The sequence below is a fragment of the Bradyrhizobium sp. Crot121 genome (assembly GCF_059512385.1).
The window spans coordinates 17789-35379 of the sequence record NZ_JCAMOR010000046.1; the positions used below are offsets into that span (position 1 = coordinate 17789).

15 protein-coding genes are annotated in these 17591 nt (G+C 63.0%); 2 read left to right on the forward strand and 13 right to left on the reverse strand.

The features are described 5' to 3' along the window. The first annotated feature begins 2 nt into the window (after positions 1–2). Both AC5ZGW_RS30365 and AC5ZGW_RS30370 read left to right on the forward strand, forming a co-directional pair. Positions 3–1811, forward strand: a complete 1809-nt coding sequence (locus AC5ZGW_RS30365) for an ABC transporter ATP-binding protein (RefSeq protein ID WP_130228948.1) — start codon at positions 3–5, stop codon at positions 1809–1811. A 30-nt stretch (positions 1812–1841) separates the two neighbouring features. Next, positions 1842–2543, forward strand: coding sequence for a fumarylacetoacetate hydrolase family protein (locus tag AC5ZGW_RS30370; protein WP_130228949.1), 702 nt, complete (start codon positions 1842–1844; stop codon positions 2541–2543). 144 nt (positions 2544–2687) lie between these two features. Here AC5ZGW_RS30370 and AC5ZGW_RS30375 read toward each other — a convergent pair whose 3' ends face one another. The 13 genes from AC5ZGW_RS30375 to AC5ZGW_RS30435 form a co-directional block, all read right to left on the reverse strand. Continuing rightward, on the reverse strand, positions 2688–3050 hold the full coding sequence (locus AC5ZGW_RS30375; RefSeq protein WP_130228950.1) for an SPW repeat protein: 363 nt from the start codon (positions 3048–3050) through the stop codon (positions 2688–2690). 22 nt (positions 3051–3072) lie between these two features. Continuing rightward, positions 3073–4413 (reverse strand): MFS transporter, encoded by a 1341-nt coding sequence (locus tag AC5ZGW_RS30380; protein WP_130228951.1) that lies wholly within the window; start codon positions 4411–4413, stop codon positions 3073–3075. 246 nt (positions 4414–4659) lie between these two features. Next, positions 4660–5589 (reverse strand): aspartyl/asparaginyl beta-hydroxylase domain-containing protein, encoded by a 930-nt coding sequence (locus AC5ZGW_RS30385; protein WP_130228952.1) that lies wholly within the window; start codon positions 5587–5589, stop codon positions 4660–4662. A gap of 1060 nt (positions 5590–6649) precedes the next feature. Further along, a complete protein-coding gene (locus tag AC5ZGW_RS30390) occupies positions 6650–6802 on the reverse strand; it encodes a hypothetical protein (RefSeq protein WP_165435298.1) in 153 nt (50 codons plus the stop codon). A 166-nt stretch (positions 6803–6968) separates the two neighbouring features. Continuing rightward, the gene (locus AC5ZGW_RS30395) at positions 6969–8423 is read right to left on the reverse strand and encodes a flavin-containing monooxygenase (protein WP_130227062.1); all 1455 of its coding nucleotides are present in this window, start codon (positions 8421–8423) and stop codon (positions 6969–6971) included. 148 nt (positions 8424–8571) lie between these two features. Beyond that, positions 8572–9999, reverse strand: a complete 1428-nt coding sequence (ahcY, locus tag AC5ZGW_RS30400; protein ID WP_130227063.1) for an adenosylhomocysteinase — start codon at positions 9997–9999, stop codon at positions 8572–8574. A gap of 129 nt (positions 10000–10128) precedes the next feature. After that, a complete protein-coding gene (gene metK / locus AC5ZGW_RS30405; RefSeq protein WP_130227064.1) occupies positions 10129–11325 on the reverse strand; it encodes a methionine adenosyltransferase in 1197 nt (398 codons plus the stop codon). A gap of 58 nt (positions 11326–11383) precedes the next feature. Beyond that, positions 11384–12739 (reverse strand): hypothetical protein, encoded by a 1356-nt coding sequence (locus AC5ZGW_RS30410; protein WP_130227065.1) that lies wholly within the window; start codon positions 12737–12739, stop codon positions 11384–11386. A gap of 240 nt (positions 12740–12979) precedes the next feature. After that, positions 12980–14098: a cobalamin-independent methionine synthase II family protein gene (locus tag AC5ZGW_RS30415; RefSeq protein WP_130227066.1), complete on the reverse strand. Its 1119-nt coding sequence runs from the start codon at positions 14096–14098 to the stop codon at positions 12980–12982. A gap of 24 nt (positions 14099–14122) precedes the next feature. Beyond that, positions 14123–14839 carry an ABC transporter ATP-binding protein gene (locus tag AC5ZGW_RS30420; protein ID WP_130227067.1) on the reverse strand — a complete coding sequence of 239 codons (717 nt, stop codon included), beginning with the start codon at positions 14837–14839 and terminating at the stop codon, positions 14123–14125. Further along, on the reverse strand, positions 14832–15584 hold the full coding sequence (locus tag AC5ZGW_RS30425; protein ID WP_130227068.1) for an ABC transporter ATP-binding protein: 753 nt from the start codon (positions 15582–15584) through the stop codon (positions 14832–14834). Before AC5ZGW_RS30425 ends, AC5ZGW_RS30420 begins: the two co-directional genes overlap by 8 nt. Beyond that, complete coding sequence (locus AC5ZGW_RS30430) at positions 15581–16612, reverse strand: branched-chain amino acid ABC transporter permease (RefSeq protein WP_130227069.1); 1032 nt, start codon at positions 16610–16612, stop codon at positions 15581–15583. The genes AC5ZGW_RS30425 and AC5ZGW_RS30430 overlap by 4 nt, the downstream gene beginning before the upstream one ends. An 8-nt stretch (positions 16613–16620) precedes the next feature. Continuing rightward, a complete protein-coding gene (locus AC5ZGW_RS30435; RefSeq protein WP_130227070.1) occupies positions 16621–17490 on the reverse strand; it encodes a branched-chain amino acid ABC transporter permease in 870 nt (289 codons plus the stop codon). Positions 17491–17591 lie beyond the last annotated feature (101 nt).

Genomic DNA, 17591 nt, shown 5'->3' on the forward strand with positions numbered 1-17591 from the left:
GGATGACCGAGCCTCCAAGAAAGATAACCGACGACCCCTATGGGGCGGCGATCCTGATTCGCCGTCTGATCGCCGAGCAGGGGCTCACCTATTGGCGGCGCTATCTGCAAGCGTTCGTCCTGATGGCAATATCGGCCGGCGCCACCGCCGGCGCCGCCTATATCCTGGGTCAGGTGATCAACCAGGCCTATATCGACAGGGACATTGCCGGCATCGCGCGTCTCTCCGGCGTGACCGTCATTCTGTTGTTCATCAAGGGCGTGGCGACCTATGGCCACAGCGTGATCCTGGCGAAGATCAGCAACGCCATCCTGGCCAACAATCAGCGTCAGTTATTCGCCAAGCTGATGAGCGAAAGCATCGGCTTCTTCTCCGAACGGCATTCGTCGGAATTCCTGGCCCGGATGACTGCCGGCGCCAAATCCATCACCGACGTCCTCAACATGCTGATCAACGCCATCGGGCGCGATCTGTTGACGTTGATCGCCATGATCGGCGTGATGGTGTTCCAGGATCCGGTGCTGTCGTTCATTGGCCTCGTGGTGGTGCCGCCGGCGATGCTGATCCTGCGCAAGCTGGTGAAGCGCATCAAGGGCCTCGCCTACAACCAGTTCACCGGCACCGCCGACATCCTTGAGACCATGCAGGAATCGCTGCAGGGCATTCGCACCGTGAAGGCGTTCACGCTGGAAGAGACGATGAAGCAGCGCATCGACGCGAACATCACGGCCGTCGAGCGCAACGCCAACAAGATGGCGCGGGTTGCCAACCGCTCGAACCCGCTGATGGAGATGCTCGGCGGCTTCGCAGTGGCCGGCTGCCTGCTCTATGGCGGCTACAGCGTGGTCGCGCTCAACGCGACCCCCGGCGCGTTCTTCTCCTTCATGACCGCCTTCCTGATGGCAACCGAGCCGGCAAAACGGCTGTCGCGGCTCAACATCGATCTCAACAGCCAGTTGGTCGGCGCGCGGATGCTGCTCGAAGTCGTCGATAGCCCCGCGAGCGAACGCTCCGACGACGACAAGCCGGCCTTGAGGCTGACCGAAGCGCGGATTGAGCTGCGCGATGTCGGCTTTGCCTATCGCGCCGACGCGCCGGTGCTGAACCACATGAGCTTCGTCGCCGAGCCCGGCAAGGTCACCGCGCTGGTCGGCCCCTCCGGCGGCGGCAAGTCCACAGTGCTGGCGCTGCTGCTTCGCTTCTATGAAGCGAGTGAGGGCGACATCCTGATCGACGGCCAATCGATCGCCTCGGTGTCGCGGCGCTCGCTGCGCCAGCAGACCGCCTATGTCGGCCAGGACGTCTATCTGTTCCGCGACACCATCCGCAACAACATCGCCTTCGGCAAGCCCGGCGCCACCGAAGATGAGATCGTGGACGCGGCCAAGGCGGCCTGTGCGCACGACTTCATCACCAGCTTCCCGCTCGGCTACGACACCCCGGTCGGCGAGCTCGGCACGCAGTTGTCCGGCGGGCAGCGCCAGCGCATCGCGGTGGCGCGCGCGCTGATCAAGAACGCGCCGATCATCCTGCTTGATGAAGCGACCGCCGCGCTCGATTCCGAATCCGAAAAGCAGGTGCAGGAGGCGATCGAGCATCTCTGCCAGAACCGCACCACGATCGTGATCGCGCATCGGCTGCACACCATCATGCATGCGGACGCGATCCTGGTGGTCGAGGGCGGCCAGATCGTCGAGCGCGGTCGCCATGACGAACTGCTCCGCCGCGGCGGCCGCTACGCCTCCTTCTTCCGCCTGCAGCACTACGACACCCGCCCGCTCACGCTGGCCCCGATCAGCGCCACCGGCTAAACCATCCCACATCGAGAACGAGAGCGCTTCATGACCGCCACAGACTACGTCATCCCCGCCCCGCCGCAGCCTTCGCTCCCCGTCGTCGGGGAGACGAAATCCTTCCCCGTCCGCCGCATCTGGTGCGTCGGCCGCAACTACCTCGAACACATCAGGGAGATGGGCAATGACGAGCGCGCGCCGCCCTTCTTCTTCGCCAAGCACGCCGACATGCTGGTGCCTGACGGTGCTACCATCCCCTACCCGCCGCTGACTAAGGACCTGCACCACGAGGTCGAACTGGTGGTCGCAATGAAGAGCGGCGGCCTCAACATTCCCGCCGACAAGGCGCTGGACCATGTCTTTGGCTACGCCGTCGGCATCGATCTCACCCGCCGCGATCTGCAGATCGCCTCGCGCAAGAAGGAGCGTCCCTGGGAGATCGGAAAGTCCTTCGACTATTCGGCGCCCTGCTCTGCGCTGCAGCCCGCCTCCAAGATCGGCCATCCCTCAAAGGGCAGGATCTGGCTCACCGTCAACGGCAAGGAAACCCAGAAGGGCGACCTCACCGAACTGATCTGGAACGTGCCCGAGATCATCTGGCAGCTCTCCCAGCAGGTGAAGCTCGCCGCCGGCGACCTCATCATGACGGGAACACCAGCCGGCGTCTCCCAGCTCCAACCCGGCGAACAAATCGAATGCGGCGTCGACGGCGTCGGCACGCTGAAGGTCTCGATCGGCCAGCCGGAGTAATGCTCCGCCCTAACCGCAGTTACCGCCGTCATTCCGGGGCGATGCGCAGCATCGAACCCGGAATCCATCAGATGGCAGGTGACGGCGGAGAAATGGATTCCGGGCTCGCGCTGCGCGCGCCCCGGAATGACAGTCCCGTTATTGCTAAGCTTCGTAGCCCGGGCCGAGATGCGTCTTCTCGTATTCCAGCCACAGCTCAAGCAGCGACATGAATATCACCACGGCGCCGGCGACGATGCTGAAATGCATTGCGCGGGTGTGCGCGAAGCCGAGCAGCCAGGGTGACACGATCAGCCAGCCCCCGACGAGCAGGTTGACCCATTCTTCCCAAGCGGAAAATGCAATGATCGCCGCCAGCGACAGGATCGCGATCGCCGCGCCGCTTGCCCGCAGATCGATTGCCGCCGTCGGGTTGACACGGACAAACATCCAGGGTGCCGCAAGCAGGAAGATCGCTGCCGCCAGATTGTAGAGATCGAGCGCCGATTCATTCCGCCATTTCAACATGCCCTTTCCTCCATTTGCTGCCTTATGCCCGCCGGTCGTGTGCGTCGGCCGCGTTGATGTCCTTTCCGGTGTAGTCGGTCATCAGCGCAGTCGCGACCAGGGTGATGACGGCGCAGATCGCGATGTAGATCGCGATTGCGGTCGCCGACTGGTACATGCCGAACAGCCAGGCCGCGATCAGCGGCGCCGGACCGCCGGCGATCACCGATGCGAGCTGGTAGCCGAGCGATGAGCCGCTGTAGCGCAGGCGCCCGGTAAAGCTCTCGGCGATCAGCGCGGCCTGCGGCCCGTACATCATGTCGTGCGGGATCAGCGACAGGACGATCGCGAGGAAGATGATCGTCAGAGATCCAGTGTTGAGCATCGCGAAGTAGATGAAACCGAATATACCGGTCACGACAGCACCGATCATATACATGTTCTTGCGGCCGATCCGGTCAGACAGATGTCCGAACAGCGGGATCGAGACGAACGACAGCACCGAAGCCGTGAGCACTGCAGTGAGCAGGAAGTCGCGCGAGACGTGCAGCGTAGCAATGCCGTAGGAAAAGACGAAGGCGGTGAAGATGTAGAACGGCGCCTGCTCGGCCATCCGCGCGAAGGCGGACAGCAGGATTTCCTTCGGATACTCCTTGATCACCGTCAGCATCGGCGTGCGGTCGAGCTTTTGCTCGGCCTGCAGTTTGCTGAACACCGGCGTTTCCAGAATGCCGAGCCTAATGTAGAGGCCGACGACGACCAGGATGAGGCTGAGCGCAAACGGAAGCCGCCAGCCCCAGGCGAGGAACTGGTCCCCAGCCATCTGGCTGAACGCCAGCACCGCGAGATTGGCGAGGAAAAGGCCGCAGGGAACGCCGAATTGCGGCCATGACGCGATGAACCCGCGGGAGTGGTTGTCGCGCGCCCACTCCATCGACATCAGCACCGAGCCGCCCCATTCGCCTCCGACACCGACGCCCTGGATGAAGCGCAGCACCGTCAGGATCACCGCACCCCAGATGCCGACGCGCTCATAGGTCGGCACCACAGCCACCGCCGCGGTCGCCAGTCCCATCAGGAGCAGCGTCGCGATCAGCGTCGCTTTGCGGCCGATGCGGTCGCCATAATGCCCGAAGATCGCGGCACCGATCGGCCGCGCGACGAAGCCGACAGCATAAATGGCAAATGCCTCCAGCGTGCCGACCCAGGGGTCGGAATGCGGGAAGAACAGCTTTGCGAAAACCAGACCGGTGACGGTGCTGTAAAGGAAGAAATCATACCATTCGATCGCGGTCCCAATCGTGGAGGCGATGACGGCGCGACGAAGCTGGCGCTGATGCTCGGATGGAGTCAGTTGGGTGGCGTCGAGGCCGAGCGTTGCCATGGGAGCATCTCCCTCGGACAAGCCCCCGCGAATTTGAACTGCTTGGGTCGTTCGATCACAAACGACATGACGCGCCGAAGGTTCCAACCGACCCGGAAATCAAGGCTAGAACTTTAGGCGACGGGCATGAGGATCGTGGGGCGGATTAGCGAAGCGTAGTCCGCCACCTTCTCGGCCATCTTCAATGCAGTTCGAGGGGGAACGGCGGATTACGCTTCGCTAATCCGCCCTGCAGCTCCGCAGCTATCATCTCAGCGCCGACGCAACGATCAGCCCGAGGATCACGACCGTCAGCGAATATTTCAGCGTGTAGTACACGTTGCGGTTCCACTCCTTGACCTTGCGGCTGGCGAGATGGACCTCGTAGAGCTTGCCGAACACCTTGTTGAGCACGCCGACATGCTCGCCGTCCACATTCTGCGTGGCGGAGGCCTTGACGATGTGATGGCTGACCCAGCGATTGATCGCGGTCATGAAGCCGTACTTCATCGGGCGTTCGACGTCGCAGAACAGGATGATGCGGTTGACGTCGGTCGCATTCTCGGCGTGGTGGATGAAGGTCTCGTCGAACATGAAGGCCTGGCCGTCGCGCCAGACGCATTCCACGCCGTCGACCATGATCCGGCACTTGTTCGAGTTGGGGGTGACCAGCCCGAGGTGATAACGCAGCGAGCCGGCAAAGGGATCGCGGTGCGCGCCGAGCTTGCCGCCGGGCGGCAGCATCGCAAACATCGCGCCGTGCACGGACGGAATCGAATTCAACAGCTCCACCGTCTTCGGGCACAGTGTGCGCGCCGACGGCAGGAAGTCGTCATACCACTTCAGGTAAAAGCGCTTCCAGCCGCTCTTGAAAAAGGAATAGAAGCCCCAGTCGTTGTTCTTGGCGGCCGCGCGGATGAAGCCCTCGTCGAACAGCCGCACCGCCTCTTCGCGGATCGTCTCCCAGTTCTCGCTGAGCTTGGCGAGCTCGGGAAATTTCTCGACCGGGATCACCGGCGTGTTCGGAACGGCCGAGCCCGCATACATCAGCACATTGTAGGGCGCGAGATAGGTCGAGTGATCGCCGAGCTGACGCGCGAAGCGGAGCCGCTCGCGGCCGCGGAAATGCACATAGATCGTCGATACCGCCAGGATGTAGAGGATCACCAGCTGCGGTGCGAATAGCGTTTTTAGCATATCGGTCCCTGCCGTGGCCCCGACCACAAGCAATGTTCGTGCAATGTTTGTATAATGCAACCGCGCCCCAAAGCCAATGCCGGAGGCTACATCCGGATCGAGCAGGCCCGCTCGCAGAAGAAAAATTCTCTAGCAGTTCCAATATGAACCGGGGCGTCCAGCCCCTCTTCACGAAAATATTCCCCTTCACCCGTCGGGCAAATCACCGCTAATGAATCCGCGCGTCTCACCCGAATGAGGGGCGGATCGCGATCGTCACGAACGTTGCGGTGAGATGCGGTGGACGCAGGTATCACGACTGACGAGCGTGACATCAGCGGACGGCGAAGTCGTGTGGTCCTGGCGCCCCGACGCTGGCGCTAAGTCTCGCAGAGATGATCTGAGAGGCGACGGTGGCAAGAAAGCCCGGTCACCGGGGAGAGTACGAAGTAAGCCGTAACACCATCGCGCAGGGAAAGCCGGAATGCTTCGGTTGAACCTGTGGTCCTACCCCCGTGCTTTTTGTTGCACGGGACCCATGGGTGCAACCGGCACCCGGCTTTCCCTGCGCCCTCTGTTCGATGAGAGGGTGAAAAGTAACGCAAAGCTCGGGCGTAACGCGCCGCGAGAATGCGGAGTTACATCCTTTCCTCATCCTCCATCGTCATGCCCGCGAAGGCGGGCATCCAATAATCCGTGACGTCTGAGCGTAAGCACTACCGTCTCTGGAATACTGGATCGTCCGCCGGAGCCTGTCATCGGGCGGCGCTACGCGCCGACCCGGTGGCGGACGATGACAGTGGAGAGCTGTTTGACATTTGAATCAGAGCCTCTCCTCCCGTCGTCCCGGGCTTGCCCCGGGACCCATAACCACAGGCCGTTGTCGTGTGCTCCGCCGCAACCGCTTGCTCGCGCCACAACACTTCCCTGTGGCTATGGGTCCCCGCCCTCGCGGGACGACACCGTAGCGACGTTGGGAGAATCGTGGGATGGGTAGGGCGGAGCGAAACCCATCATTCACGCCGCGTGCACTATGGCGATGGGTTTCGCTCCGCTCTGCCCATCCCACGGCACGGTTCCCTCAGGCGCGCATCGCCTGCAGGCCCTTGAAGGTCAGGCGCTTGGGGTCCTTGATGCCGGCGAGGTAGAAGCGGCGGATGAAGGCAACGGCGGCGTCGCGGTCGCAATCGGTCAGCGCCACGAGGGCATCGACGGCAATTCGCTGGGCGTCCATGGGCTTCCTCTTGCTATCAGCAGCCACAGGCCGTGCAGCGTAGGGTGTCTCGGTTAATCCGGCGTTAACCGTCGCGGCAGAATGGCTGATTCGGCGGGAAGCCCGAATCCGCAAAACTACCCATGGGGCGTTAAGGCGCAGGTTTCGCCGAGAACAGCGAGGATCGTCACGAATACTGCATCACGCCGTCATCCACCTTGCCATAGCGCAGGGAGACGATGTCGAGCGCATAGTTCTGGTAGAGCCGCCACGGCCGCTTCGAGCCCTGCTTGGGCAATTTCGCGATCGAGCGCTGGACATAGCCGGACGAGAAATCCAGCGCCGGCAGCGCCTCGATCGAAGGATCGAGATTATGCGCCACGCACTGCCTGAAGCCGTGCCGGTCCATGTAGTTGATCAGACGGCAGGCATATTCGCAGGTGAGGTCGCATTTCAGCGTCCACGACGCGTTGGTGTAGCCGAGCGTCGCCGCGAGGTTCGGCACATCCGAATACATCATGCCCTTGTAGCTCAGCGTTTTCGCGAAATCGACGATGCGACCGTCGACGCTGACCTCGACGCCGCCGAGCACCTGCAGGACCAGCCCGGTAGCGGTGATGATGATGTCGGCCGGAAGCTCGCTGCCGTCCTTCAGGCGAATGCCGTTCCTGGTGAAGGTATCGATCTGGCTGGTGACAACCGAGGCGCGCTTCTCGCGGATCGACTTGAAGAGGTCGCCGTCGGGCACGAGGCAGAGCCGCTGCTCCCACGGATTGTAGCGCGGCGTGAAATGCGTGCCGATGTCGTAATCCGGACCGAGCGCCATCTTGATGCCGCCGAGGATGAGCTGCTTGGCGCGCTCCGGCTTGCGGCGGCAGAGCTGGAAGAAATACATGCCGAGCAGCACGTTGCGCCAGCGGATCAGATGATAAGCGAGCCCCGCCGAGAGATTGCGCCGGAGCTTGTTGGCGAGCGCATCCTCCGCCGGACGCGCCACCACGTAAGTCGGCGAGCGCTGCAGCATGGTGACATGCGCGGCTGTCTTGGCGAGCTCCGGCACCAGCGTCACCGCTGTCGCGCCTGAGCCGATCACGACCACGCGCTTGCCGGCGTAGTCGAGATGCTCGGGCCATTTCTGCGGATGAACGATCTCACCATCGAAGTCGGCGGCACCAGCGAAGTCCGGCGTGTAGCCTTCCTCGTATCTGTAATAGCCCGAGCACATGAGGAGGAAATTGCAGGTGATGCGCACGATCTCGGCCGCGCCCTCGCCTGCCCTGCGCTCCGCCTCGACGGTCCAGCGCGCCTCTTCGGACGACCACGAGACACGCTTGACGCGATGGTTGAAGCGGATCTTGCGGTCGATCCCGTTCTGCGCCGCGGTCTCGCGTACATAGTTCAGGATGCGCGGCCCGTCCGCGATCGCCTTCGGTTCGGTCCACGGGCGGAACGAGTAGCCGAGCGTGTACATGTCGCTGTCGGAGCGGATGCCGGGATAGCGGAACAGATCCCAGGTGCCACCGATGCAGTCGCGGCCCTCGAGGATGACGTAGCTCTTGCTCGGGCACTTCTGCTGCAGGTGATAGCCCGCGCCGATGCCGGACAGCCCGGCGCCGACGATCAGAACATCGAAATGCTCCATTGGGACCTCCCCAGGAGCCCGCAAGCGCCGCCGTCATGCCCGGGCTCGTCCCGGGCATCCACGTCCTTTCTGCGCCGCTAGTCAAGCCAGAACGTGGATGGCCGGGACAAGCCCGGCCATGACGCAGAAGGATCCCAGAGAGCCTGGATCAGTAGCGGTAATGATCCGACTTGTACGGCCCTTCCGCCTTGACGCCGATATAGTCGGCCTGGTCTTTGCGCAGCTCGGTCAGCTTGACGCCGATCTTGGCGAGGTGCAGGCGGGCGACTTTCTCGTCCAGCGTCTTCGGCAGCACGTAGACCTTCTTCTCGTACTTGCCGTTCTTGTTGTTGGCGAACAGTTCGATCTGCGCCAGCGTCTGGTTGGTGAAGGAGGCCGACATCACGAAGGACGGATGGCCCATGGCGTTGCCGAGGTTTACGAGGCGGCCTTCCGACAGCAGGATGATGCGGTGCTTGTCGGGGAATTCGATCTCGTCGACCTGCGGCTTGATGTTGGTCCATTTCAGATTGCGCAGCGACGCGATCTGGATCTCGTTGTCGAAGTGGCCGATGTTGCAGACGATGGCACGATCCTTCATCGCGCGCATGTGCTCGATGGTGATGATGTCCTTGTTGCCGGTGGCGGTGACGAAGATGTCGGCGCGCGGCGCGGCATCTTCCATGGTCACGACCTCATAGCCTTCCATCGCCGCCTGCAGCGCGCAGATCGGATCGACCTCGGAGACCATCACGCGGCAGCCGGCCTGGCGCAGCGAAGCCGCCGAGCCCTTGCCGACGTCGCCGAAGCCCGCCACCATCGCGACCTTGCCCGACAACATCACGTCGGTGCCACGGCGGATGCCGTCGACCAGCGACTCGCGGCAACCATAGAGGTTGTCGAACTTCGACTTCGTAACGCTGTCGTTGACGTTGATGGCCGGGAACAGCAGCGTGCCCTTGTTCGCCATCTCGTAGAGGCGGTGCACACCGGTGGTGGTCTCTTCCGAGACGCCCTTGATGTTCTTGGCGATCTCGGCGAACCAGCCCTTCGGCTTCTCCTTCAGAAGCCGCTTGATCAGCGCGTAGAAGATCTCCTCTTCCTCCGAGCCGGGCATGTCGAGGAACGCAATGTCGCGCTGCTCGGCGCGGTAGCCGGCATGAACCAGCATGGTGGCGTCGCCGCCGTCGTCGAGGATCATGTTGGGCGTGCCGCCGCCGTGCCAGTCGAACAGCTTGGCGGTGTAGTCCCAGTATTCGGTGAGGGTCTCGCCCTTCACCGCGAACACCGGAATGCCGGCAGCAGCGATCGCGGCCGCGGCGTGGTCCTGGGTCGAATAGATGTTGCAGGAGACCCAGCGGATGTCGGCGCCGAGCGCGGCCAGCGTCTCGATCAAGACAGCGGTCTGGATGGTCATGTGCAGGGAGCCGGCGATACGCGCGCCCTTCAGGGGCTGCTTGGGGCCGAACTCCTCGCGTGTCGCCATCAACCCGGGCATCTCGGTTTCTGCGAGCGAGATTTCCTTGCGGCCGAAGTCGGCGAGCGAGATGTCCTTGACGATATAGTCGGTGAAGCCAGGCTTTGTCGGGGCGTTCATCGCGAGATTCCTGTTGTTAAACTCGTCATTCCGGGGCGCCTCGAAGAGGCGACCCCGGAATCTCAAAATGATGGACAAGGATTCCGGCTTTGCTCGCTCTCGCGAGCGCCCCGGAATGACGTACGCTGCTTAGACTGCGCGCTTGAGCGGCTCGACGAGATCGGTCTTCTCCCAGGAGAAGCCGCCCTCATTGTCGGGCGTGCGGCCGAAATGACCGTAGGCCGAGGTCCGCGCGTAGATCGGACGGTTGAGGTCGAGATGGGTGCGGATGCCGCGCGGGGTCAGGTCCATCGCCTGCGCCACCGCCTTCTCGAGCTTGTCCTCCGGCACCTTACCGGTGCCATGGGTGTCGATGTAGATCGACAGCGGCCGCGCCACGCCGATCGCGTAAGCGAGCTGCAGGGTGCAGCGGTCGGCGAGACCGGCGGCGACGATGTTCTTGGCCACATAGCGCGCGGCATAGGCGGCCGAGCGGTCGACCTTGGTCGGATCCTTGCCGGAGAAAGCGCCGCCGCCATGCGGGGCCGCGCCGCCATAGGTGTCGACGATGATCTTGCGGCCGGTGAGACCGGAGTCGCCATCGGGGCCGCCGATGAAGAACTTGCCGGTCGGGTTGATGTGCCAGATGGTCTTGCCGTTGATCCAATCCTTCGGCAGCGCCTCGCGCACATAGGGCTCGACGATGTCGCGAACCTGATTGGAGGAGAGATCCTCGACCAGATGCTGGTGCGAGACCACGATCTCGCGCACGCCGACCGGCTTGCCGTTCTCGTACTGCACGGTCACCTGGCTCTTGGAGTCCGGCCCCAAAACCTTCTCGCGGCCGGAGTGGCGCGCTTCGGAAATCAGCCGCAGGATCTTGTGGGCATAGAAGATCGGCGCCGGCATCAGGTCCGGCGTCTCATTGGTGGCGTAACCGAACATGATGCCCTGGTCGCCCGCCCCCTCTTCCTTCTTCTCGCCCGGCTGCAGCGCGTCGACGCCCTGCGCGATATCGGCCGACTGCGGATGCAGGAGGATCTCGATCTCGCAGTTCTTCCAGTGGAAGCCCTCCTGCTCGTAGCCGATGTCCTTGATCGCCTCGCGGACGGTGCTTTCGATCTGGTCGTTGGTTACCGACTGGGGCCCACGGGTTTCGCCGGCGATCACCACCTTGTTGGTCGTGGCAAGCGTTTCGCAGGCGGCGCGGATCTGCCACGGGTCGATGCCGGCTTTCGGCCCTTCCCGATAGAACAGATCGACGATCTCGTCCGAGATCCGGTCGCAGACCTTGTCTGGATGCCCTTCGGAGACCGACTCGCTGGTGAACAGATAAGACGCGCGCATCAAGCAAACCCCTTGTTATGTCGACTTCCGACGTTTGTGTGAGTGTGTTCCTGACATGTCAGTCCCGGCGACGCGAGATGACGTAGGATTCGTCGTAGAACCAAAGCCCATTATGTTTGCGCAGAACGTCGCGGGTGGCTTCGAGAGTTCGGCCGCTTTCCGCCAACTCCGCCAACCGGTCGTCTTCAACCTGGGCGACATACACCGCCGCGTTCCACGCTGCAAAGGCAGTCGAGGTTCCGATCGAGCCGGTGACCTCGTTAGGCAAGGCTTCCATATCATAGCGGAAGATCGAGCGGTTATCCGCGTATGCGTTAAAGTTAAGGTCGCGCCCGGCCGACCCCAGCTCGTATTTGACCGCGCGCAGTATCTCATGGCGGCTGACGGCGAAAGGATTTTCTCCGGGCCACACGGCCTGGATAATTTCCAAACCCGGATCGTCGCCATGGGAGTGAATACCGATCAGGCGACCGCCGCCGCGCAAGGCGCGCGCCAGTGGCGCAATGATGCGCTTGGCCCGGAAATTCACCGAGGATTTCGCCCGGTATGGCTGGGATGCGATGACGAGGTCGAAATTGGCCTCGGTCTTGCCGGCCCGCGGGATGATCGAATCGAGCAGGAATCTCTGGTCCTCCCGGTAGAGCACCAAAACCACCGGACGCTCATAGATGGGCATCCCGGATCGTGGGCTGACGCGGGCACGCCAATTCTGCTCGAGAAACGGGCCGAGTTCCGCGATCTGGGCCTCGAATTCGCCCGACGAGCCCCCCCGCAGCGGCACCTCGTGCCAGAGCGTGCTGGCGGCCGCCACCGGGGATTTGGGGGTCAGCCAAGGCGCCTCGTCGTAATACATGTTGGTCAGCACGAACACGGTCGAAGGGTGCTCGAACAGCCGGTCCGGCACCTTGTCGAGGGTCAGCCGGACGTCCTCCAGGCTGAGTTCCTTGCCAGCCACGTAGAACGGCATATGGGGAAAGCGGCTATGCATGGCGCGCAGCACCCGCGCCAGCACCGTGCCATCGCCGACGCCGGCGTCGAACATCCGCAGCGCCGGCGGCCGGGGATGGATGGCGGAAAGCTCCAGCGCCACCCGCTGCGCGATCACCCGCTTCTCGCCGCAGGTATGGACGAACAGCAAATACCGCTGCCGGTTCTCGAAAAAACGGAAATTCTGCCGCGGATCGCGCTTCTCCAGCGGCACCACCAGCCCCCGCGGCGGCGCCACACCGCCCGGCGTCGAGGTGGCAATGAAGGCCTGGATGCGGTCCAGCGTGTCGATGGTGATCTTTTTGCCCTCCCGCAGCCGGTGCACCAGCTTGCCGTCGTTGACCGCACGCCGGCCGAACGTGGACTCGGCCATGTCGGCCCCCCGGCAGAAGTCAGTGATCTGGCTCAGGATTTGGTCGTTCTTCATCGGGCCAAGAGAGTGGGACGGCAGTGGGCAGCGATAGAGCGTGATATCCTCTTAGCACAAGTTTCCCACTCTTTGAACCCCCTAGCCTCTCCCGCCACAGGGCGAGTGGAATGCGCAATCGCGCCGTCATTGCGAGCGAAGCGAAGCAATCCATTTCACCACTTGTCGAGGCATGGATTGCTTCGCTTCGCTCGCAATGACAGGGGAGAAAGCGGTGCTCGCAGTGACGGCAGGCGGCGGCTACCTGCCCCACACCTCTTCTGCGACTTCCACTGCAAGCCTGAGCTTCGCCCACTGTTCCTCTTCGGAAAGGACGTTGCCTTCCTCGGTCGAAGCGAAGCCGCATTGGGGCGAGAGCGCGAGTTGTTCGAGCGGCGCGAATTTGGAAGCTTCCTCCAGACGTCGCTTGATGGCGTCCCTGCTCTCGAGCTCGCCGAATTTGGAAGTAATGACGCCGACCACCACGACCTTGTTGCCCTTTGGCAAATAGCGCAGCGGCTCGAAACCGCCGGCACGGTCGGAATCATATTCGAGGAAATAGCCATCGTAGTTAGTGCCGCCGAGCAGCGTTTCCGCCACCGGCTCGTAGCCGCCGGACGAAATCCAGGTGGAGCGGAAATTGCCGCGGCAGACATGGGTCGAGATCACCATGTCGGACGGACGGTCCGCGATCGCGTAGTTGATGACGCGGGCGTAGATCTCCTGGAGGCCATCGGGATTGTCGCCGCGCTCACGCGCCTTCTGCAATTCGTCCTGCGAGCAGAGGTAGGCCCACACCGTGTCGTCGAACTGCAGATAGCGGCAGCCGGCGTCATAAAACGCCTTCACGGCCTTGCGGTAGGTCTTGCCGAGATCCTCGAAGAACGGTTCGAGGTCGGGATAGACCTCCTTCGAGATCAGCTTGCGGCCACCGCGGAAGTGCAGCACCGACGGCGCCGGGATCGTCATCTTCGCCGTGACATGAGCCTGGTCGGCGTATTTCTTCAGAAACCTGAAGTGATCGAGCATCGGGTGGTCGTCGGGGAAATCCAACTTGTCGATCACGCGTATCGCGTCATGACGCGTCTGCACACCCGCGAACTGGATGCCGGCGTCCGGATGGAACAGTTCGCAGCCGGTCAGCTTGGCGAGAAAATCGAAGTGCCACCAGGAGCGGCGGAATTCACCGTCGGTCGCGAGCTTCAGGCCAGTGGAGGCCTGGCGGTGTACGACCTTCTCGATCTCGATGTCCTCGATCTTGCGCAGATCCTCGGGCGTGATCTCGCCCTTTTCAAGCTTGGCGCGCGCCTCCTTGATCTTCGGTGGCCGCAGCAGGCTGCCGACCTCGTCGGCGCGGAAAGGAGGTTTTGTTCGTTGCATGGTTTCGACTCCCTAGGGACGGAATTAATGCGCTTTGGCGCCGGAGACCCCAAGATGCCGCTCGAGCACCGTGGGATCGGCTTTCAAGGCATCGCTTGCCGCATCGTGCACGATTGTGCCGCGTTCCAATATCACGACGCGGTCCGCGAGCCCCAGAACCTTTTGCGCGTGCTGTTCTACGATGATCGAGCAGATACCACCAGAGCGGGTGATCGTGCCGAGCGCTTTCAGCAATTCCTCAACGATGATCGGCGCCAGTCCCTCTGTCGGCTCGTCCAAGAGCAGCACCTTTGGGTTCAAGGTCAGCGCGCGGCCGATCGCCAGCATCTGCTGCTCGCCACCGGAGAGCTGGTTGCCGAAATTGCCGCGCCGCTCCTTCAGCCGGGGGAACATCTGGTAGATCCTCTCCACCGTCCATGGTCCTGGCTGGGCCACTGCGGTCATGTTCTCCTCAACCGTGAGGGAGCGAAAGATATTGCGTTCCTGCGGCACCCAGCCGACCCCAGCGCGGGCCCGCTGATCCGGACGCAGCGCCGTGATGTCCTGCCCGGCCAGCGCAATGCGGCCGCCGAAACGGCGGGTGACGCCGACGATGGAATTGATCAGCGTGGTCTTGCCTGTGCCGTTGCGCCCGAGCAGCGCCAGCACCTGGCCTTCGGGGAGCGACAGCGTCATGCCCGGCAGCACCACCGCCTCGCCATAGCCAGCACGGAGGCCCTCGATCGCGAGCAGCTCAGGCATCGGCCGCCTCGCCGAGATAGACCGCCTTCACTTGCGGGTCGCGCGCCACGGCATCCGGCGGACCTTCGGTCAATAGCGCACCGTTGACCAGTACCGAAATGCGGTCGGCGAAGGAGAATACGAGATCCATGTCGTGCTCGATCAGGAGCACCGTTACCTCGCGCGGCAGCGCGGCGACAGCGGTCAGAATGTCGTGGCGCTCGATTTCGGGTACGCCGGCGGCCGGCTCGTCGAGCAGCAGCACGCGGGGTCTGGTGGCAATCGCGACCGCGATCTCGAGCAGGCGCTGCTTGCCATAGGGCAAAGTGACGGTGGGCTCGTTCATGACGTCGAGCAAATGAAACCGCGCCAGGATCTCGGCGATCTCGGCATTGACGTCTACCCGCGTCCCCATCCGCCGCCACCAGTCGCCGCCGCGTCCCATCCGTTCGGAGACCGCGAGCCCGATGGTCTCCAGTGGGGTGAGATCGGGATAGAGCTGGTTGATCTGGAACGTACGCGACAAGCCACGCAGCACGCGCTTGTGCACCGGCAGGTTGGTGATGTCGTTGCCTTCGAGCAGGATGCGGCCGGCATTGGGCCGCAGGACCCCGGTGAGCAGGTTGATCACCGTGGTCTTGCCGGCCCCGTTCGGCCCGATCAAAGCGTGGCGGGCGCCCTGCTCGATACGAAGCGAAAGGTCGCGCGTGACGCGCAAGCCGCCGAAGGTTTTTTCCAGTCCCCTGGTTTCCAGCGCGATCATCATGACGGATCGCTTTCGGGAACCACGACAACGGCCCGGCGACCGGTAAATTGCCGGATGATGAGGTTGGGCAGCCAAAGCGCCCAGCGATGGATGCGGGCGCGGCCGACCAGAACGATCACGACCAGCACCAGCCCGATCCAGAACAGCCAGTATTGCGGCGTAATGGTCGAAAACAGCTCCTGCAGCATCTTGAACACGACGGCGCCGATCAGCCCGCCATAGAGATAGCCGGTGCCGCCGATGACCAGCATCAGCATCAAATCCGCCGAACGCTCGAACGAGAACACGTCGAGCGAAGCCAGCGCCGTGGTCTGCGTGAACAGCGCGCCGGCGACGCCGGCATAGAACGCCGATACCGTGTAGATCGCCACCAATCGGCGATTGACGGGAATGCCGATCGCGGCGGCGCGCAGCGGATTGTTCCTGATCGCGCGCAGCGACAGCCCGAACGGCGAATGCACGATCCGCCGCGCCAGCACGAACAGGAGGAACAGCACGATCAGCGAGTAGAAGAAGCCGGTCTGGCCGAAGATGTCGAACGCGAAGCGGCCGAGGATCGGCTGCATCTCGATGCCCTGCAATCCGTCGGTACCGCCGGTGATATCGGAGAAGCGTTCGGCGAGCGCCTCCAAGAGCAGCGCGATGCCGAGCGTGACCATCAAGCGCGTCAGATCGACGCCGCGGATGACAAGAAAGCTCGTGAAGAAGCCGAGCACCATGGCAGCAAGGCCTGCGACCACGAGCGCGACTACCGGCTCGCTGATGATACCGTGCAGCGCCAGCAGCCCCGCGGAATAGGCGCCGACGCCGAAGAATGCGGCATGCCCGAGCGAGACGATGCCAGCATAGCCAAGGATCAGGTCGAGCGACAGCGCGAACAAAGCGAGCCGCACGATCTCGGTCATGATCAGGTAGCGGGATGGAAACAGGAAGCCGCAGGCGACGACCACGATCCAGAATGCAATCTCGCCCGGCCGCCAGCGGGCGCCGGCAACCACATGCGTGGAAACGTCGGGAAGCGTGCTCATCGCACCCCTCAGCGCGCGGCCGTGCGGCCGAACAGGCCGTTCGGACGCCAGATCAGGATCACGATCATGATCGTGTAGATCACGAAGGGTCCCATCTTCGGGACATAATACTTGCCGGCAACATCGCCGATGCCGAGCAAGAGCGAAGCCAGGAATGGGCCGGTGATCGAGGAGGAGCCGCCCACCGTCACCACGATCAGAAAGTAGATCATGAATTTGAGCGGGAAATAAGGATCAAGGCCGAGGATCTCCGCGCTCAACGCGCCGCCGAGCCCGGCCAGCCCGCAACCGAAGGCGAAGGTGAAAGCGAAGACCTGCGGCACATTGATGCCGAGCCCGATCGCGGCACGGGGATCATCGACCGCCGCGCGCAGGCGGCTGCCGAAGCGCGTCCGCGCCAGGATCAATTGCAGCGCGACCGTGAGCAAACCGCAGATCACGATGATCATCAGCCGGTAGCGACCGATGCCGACCCCGAAGACATCGAACTGCCCCTCAAGGGCCGCCGGCAATTTGATGAAGACCCGCGACGAGCCCATGGTGTAGTCGACCGCCGCGATCGACATGAAAACGAGGCCGATGGAGAACAGCACCTGGTCGAGATGGCTGCGCGCGTAGAGATGACGGTAGAGCGTTCGCTCAAGGACCACGCCAATCGCGGCACTGCCGACGAAGGCGAGCGGCAGCGCCGCAAAGAACGGCCAGCCGGAATTATTCACCAGCACCGCGCAGATGTAGCCGCCGGCCATCGCGAAGGCGCCGTGCGCGAGATTGACAAAATTCATCAGTCCGAGCGTCACCGCGAGCCCGCAGGCGAGCACGAACAGCAGCATGCCGTAGGCAACGCCGTCGAACAGGATGGTGAAGAGCGAGGTCATTTCATCCCCGATCAGCCAATATTGAAGAGTGGCCCACGTCTAGCGACCGCGTCATGGCCGGGCCTGTCCCGGCCATCCGCGTCTTTCTCGCTGCAGAGAAC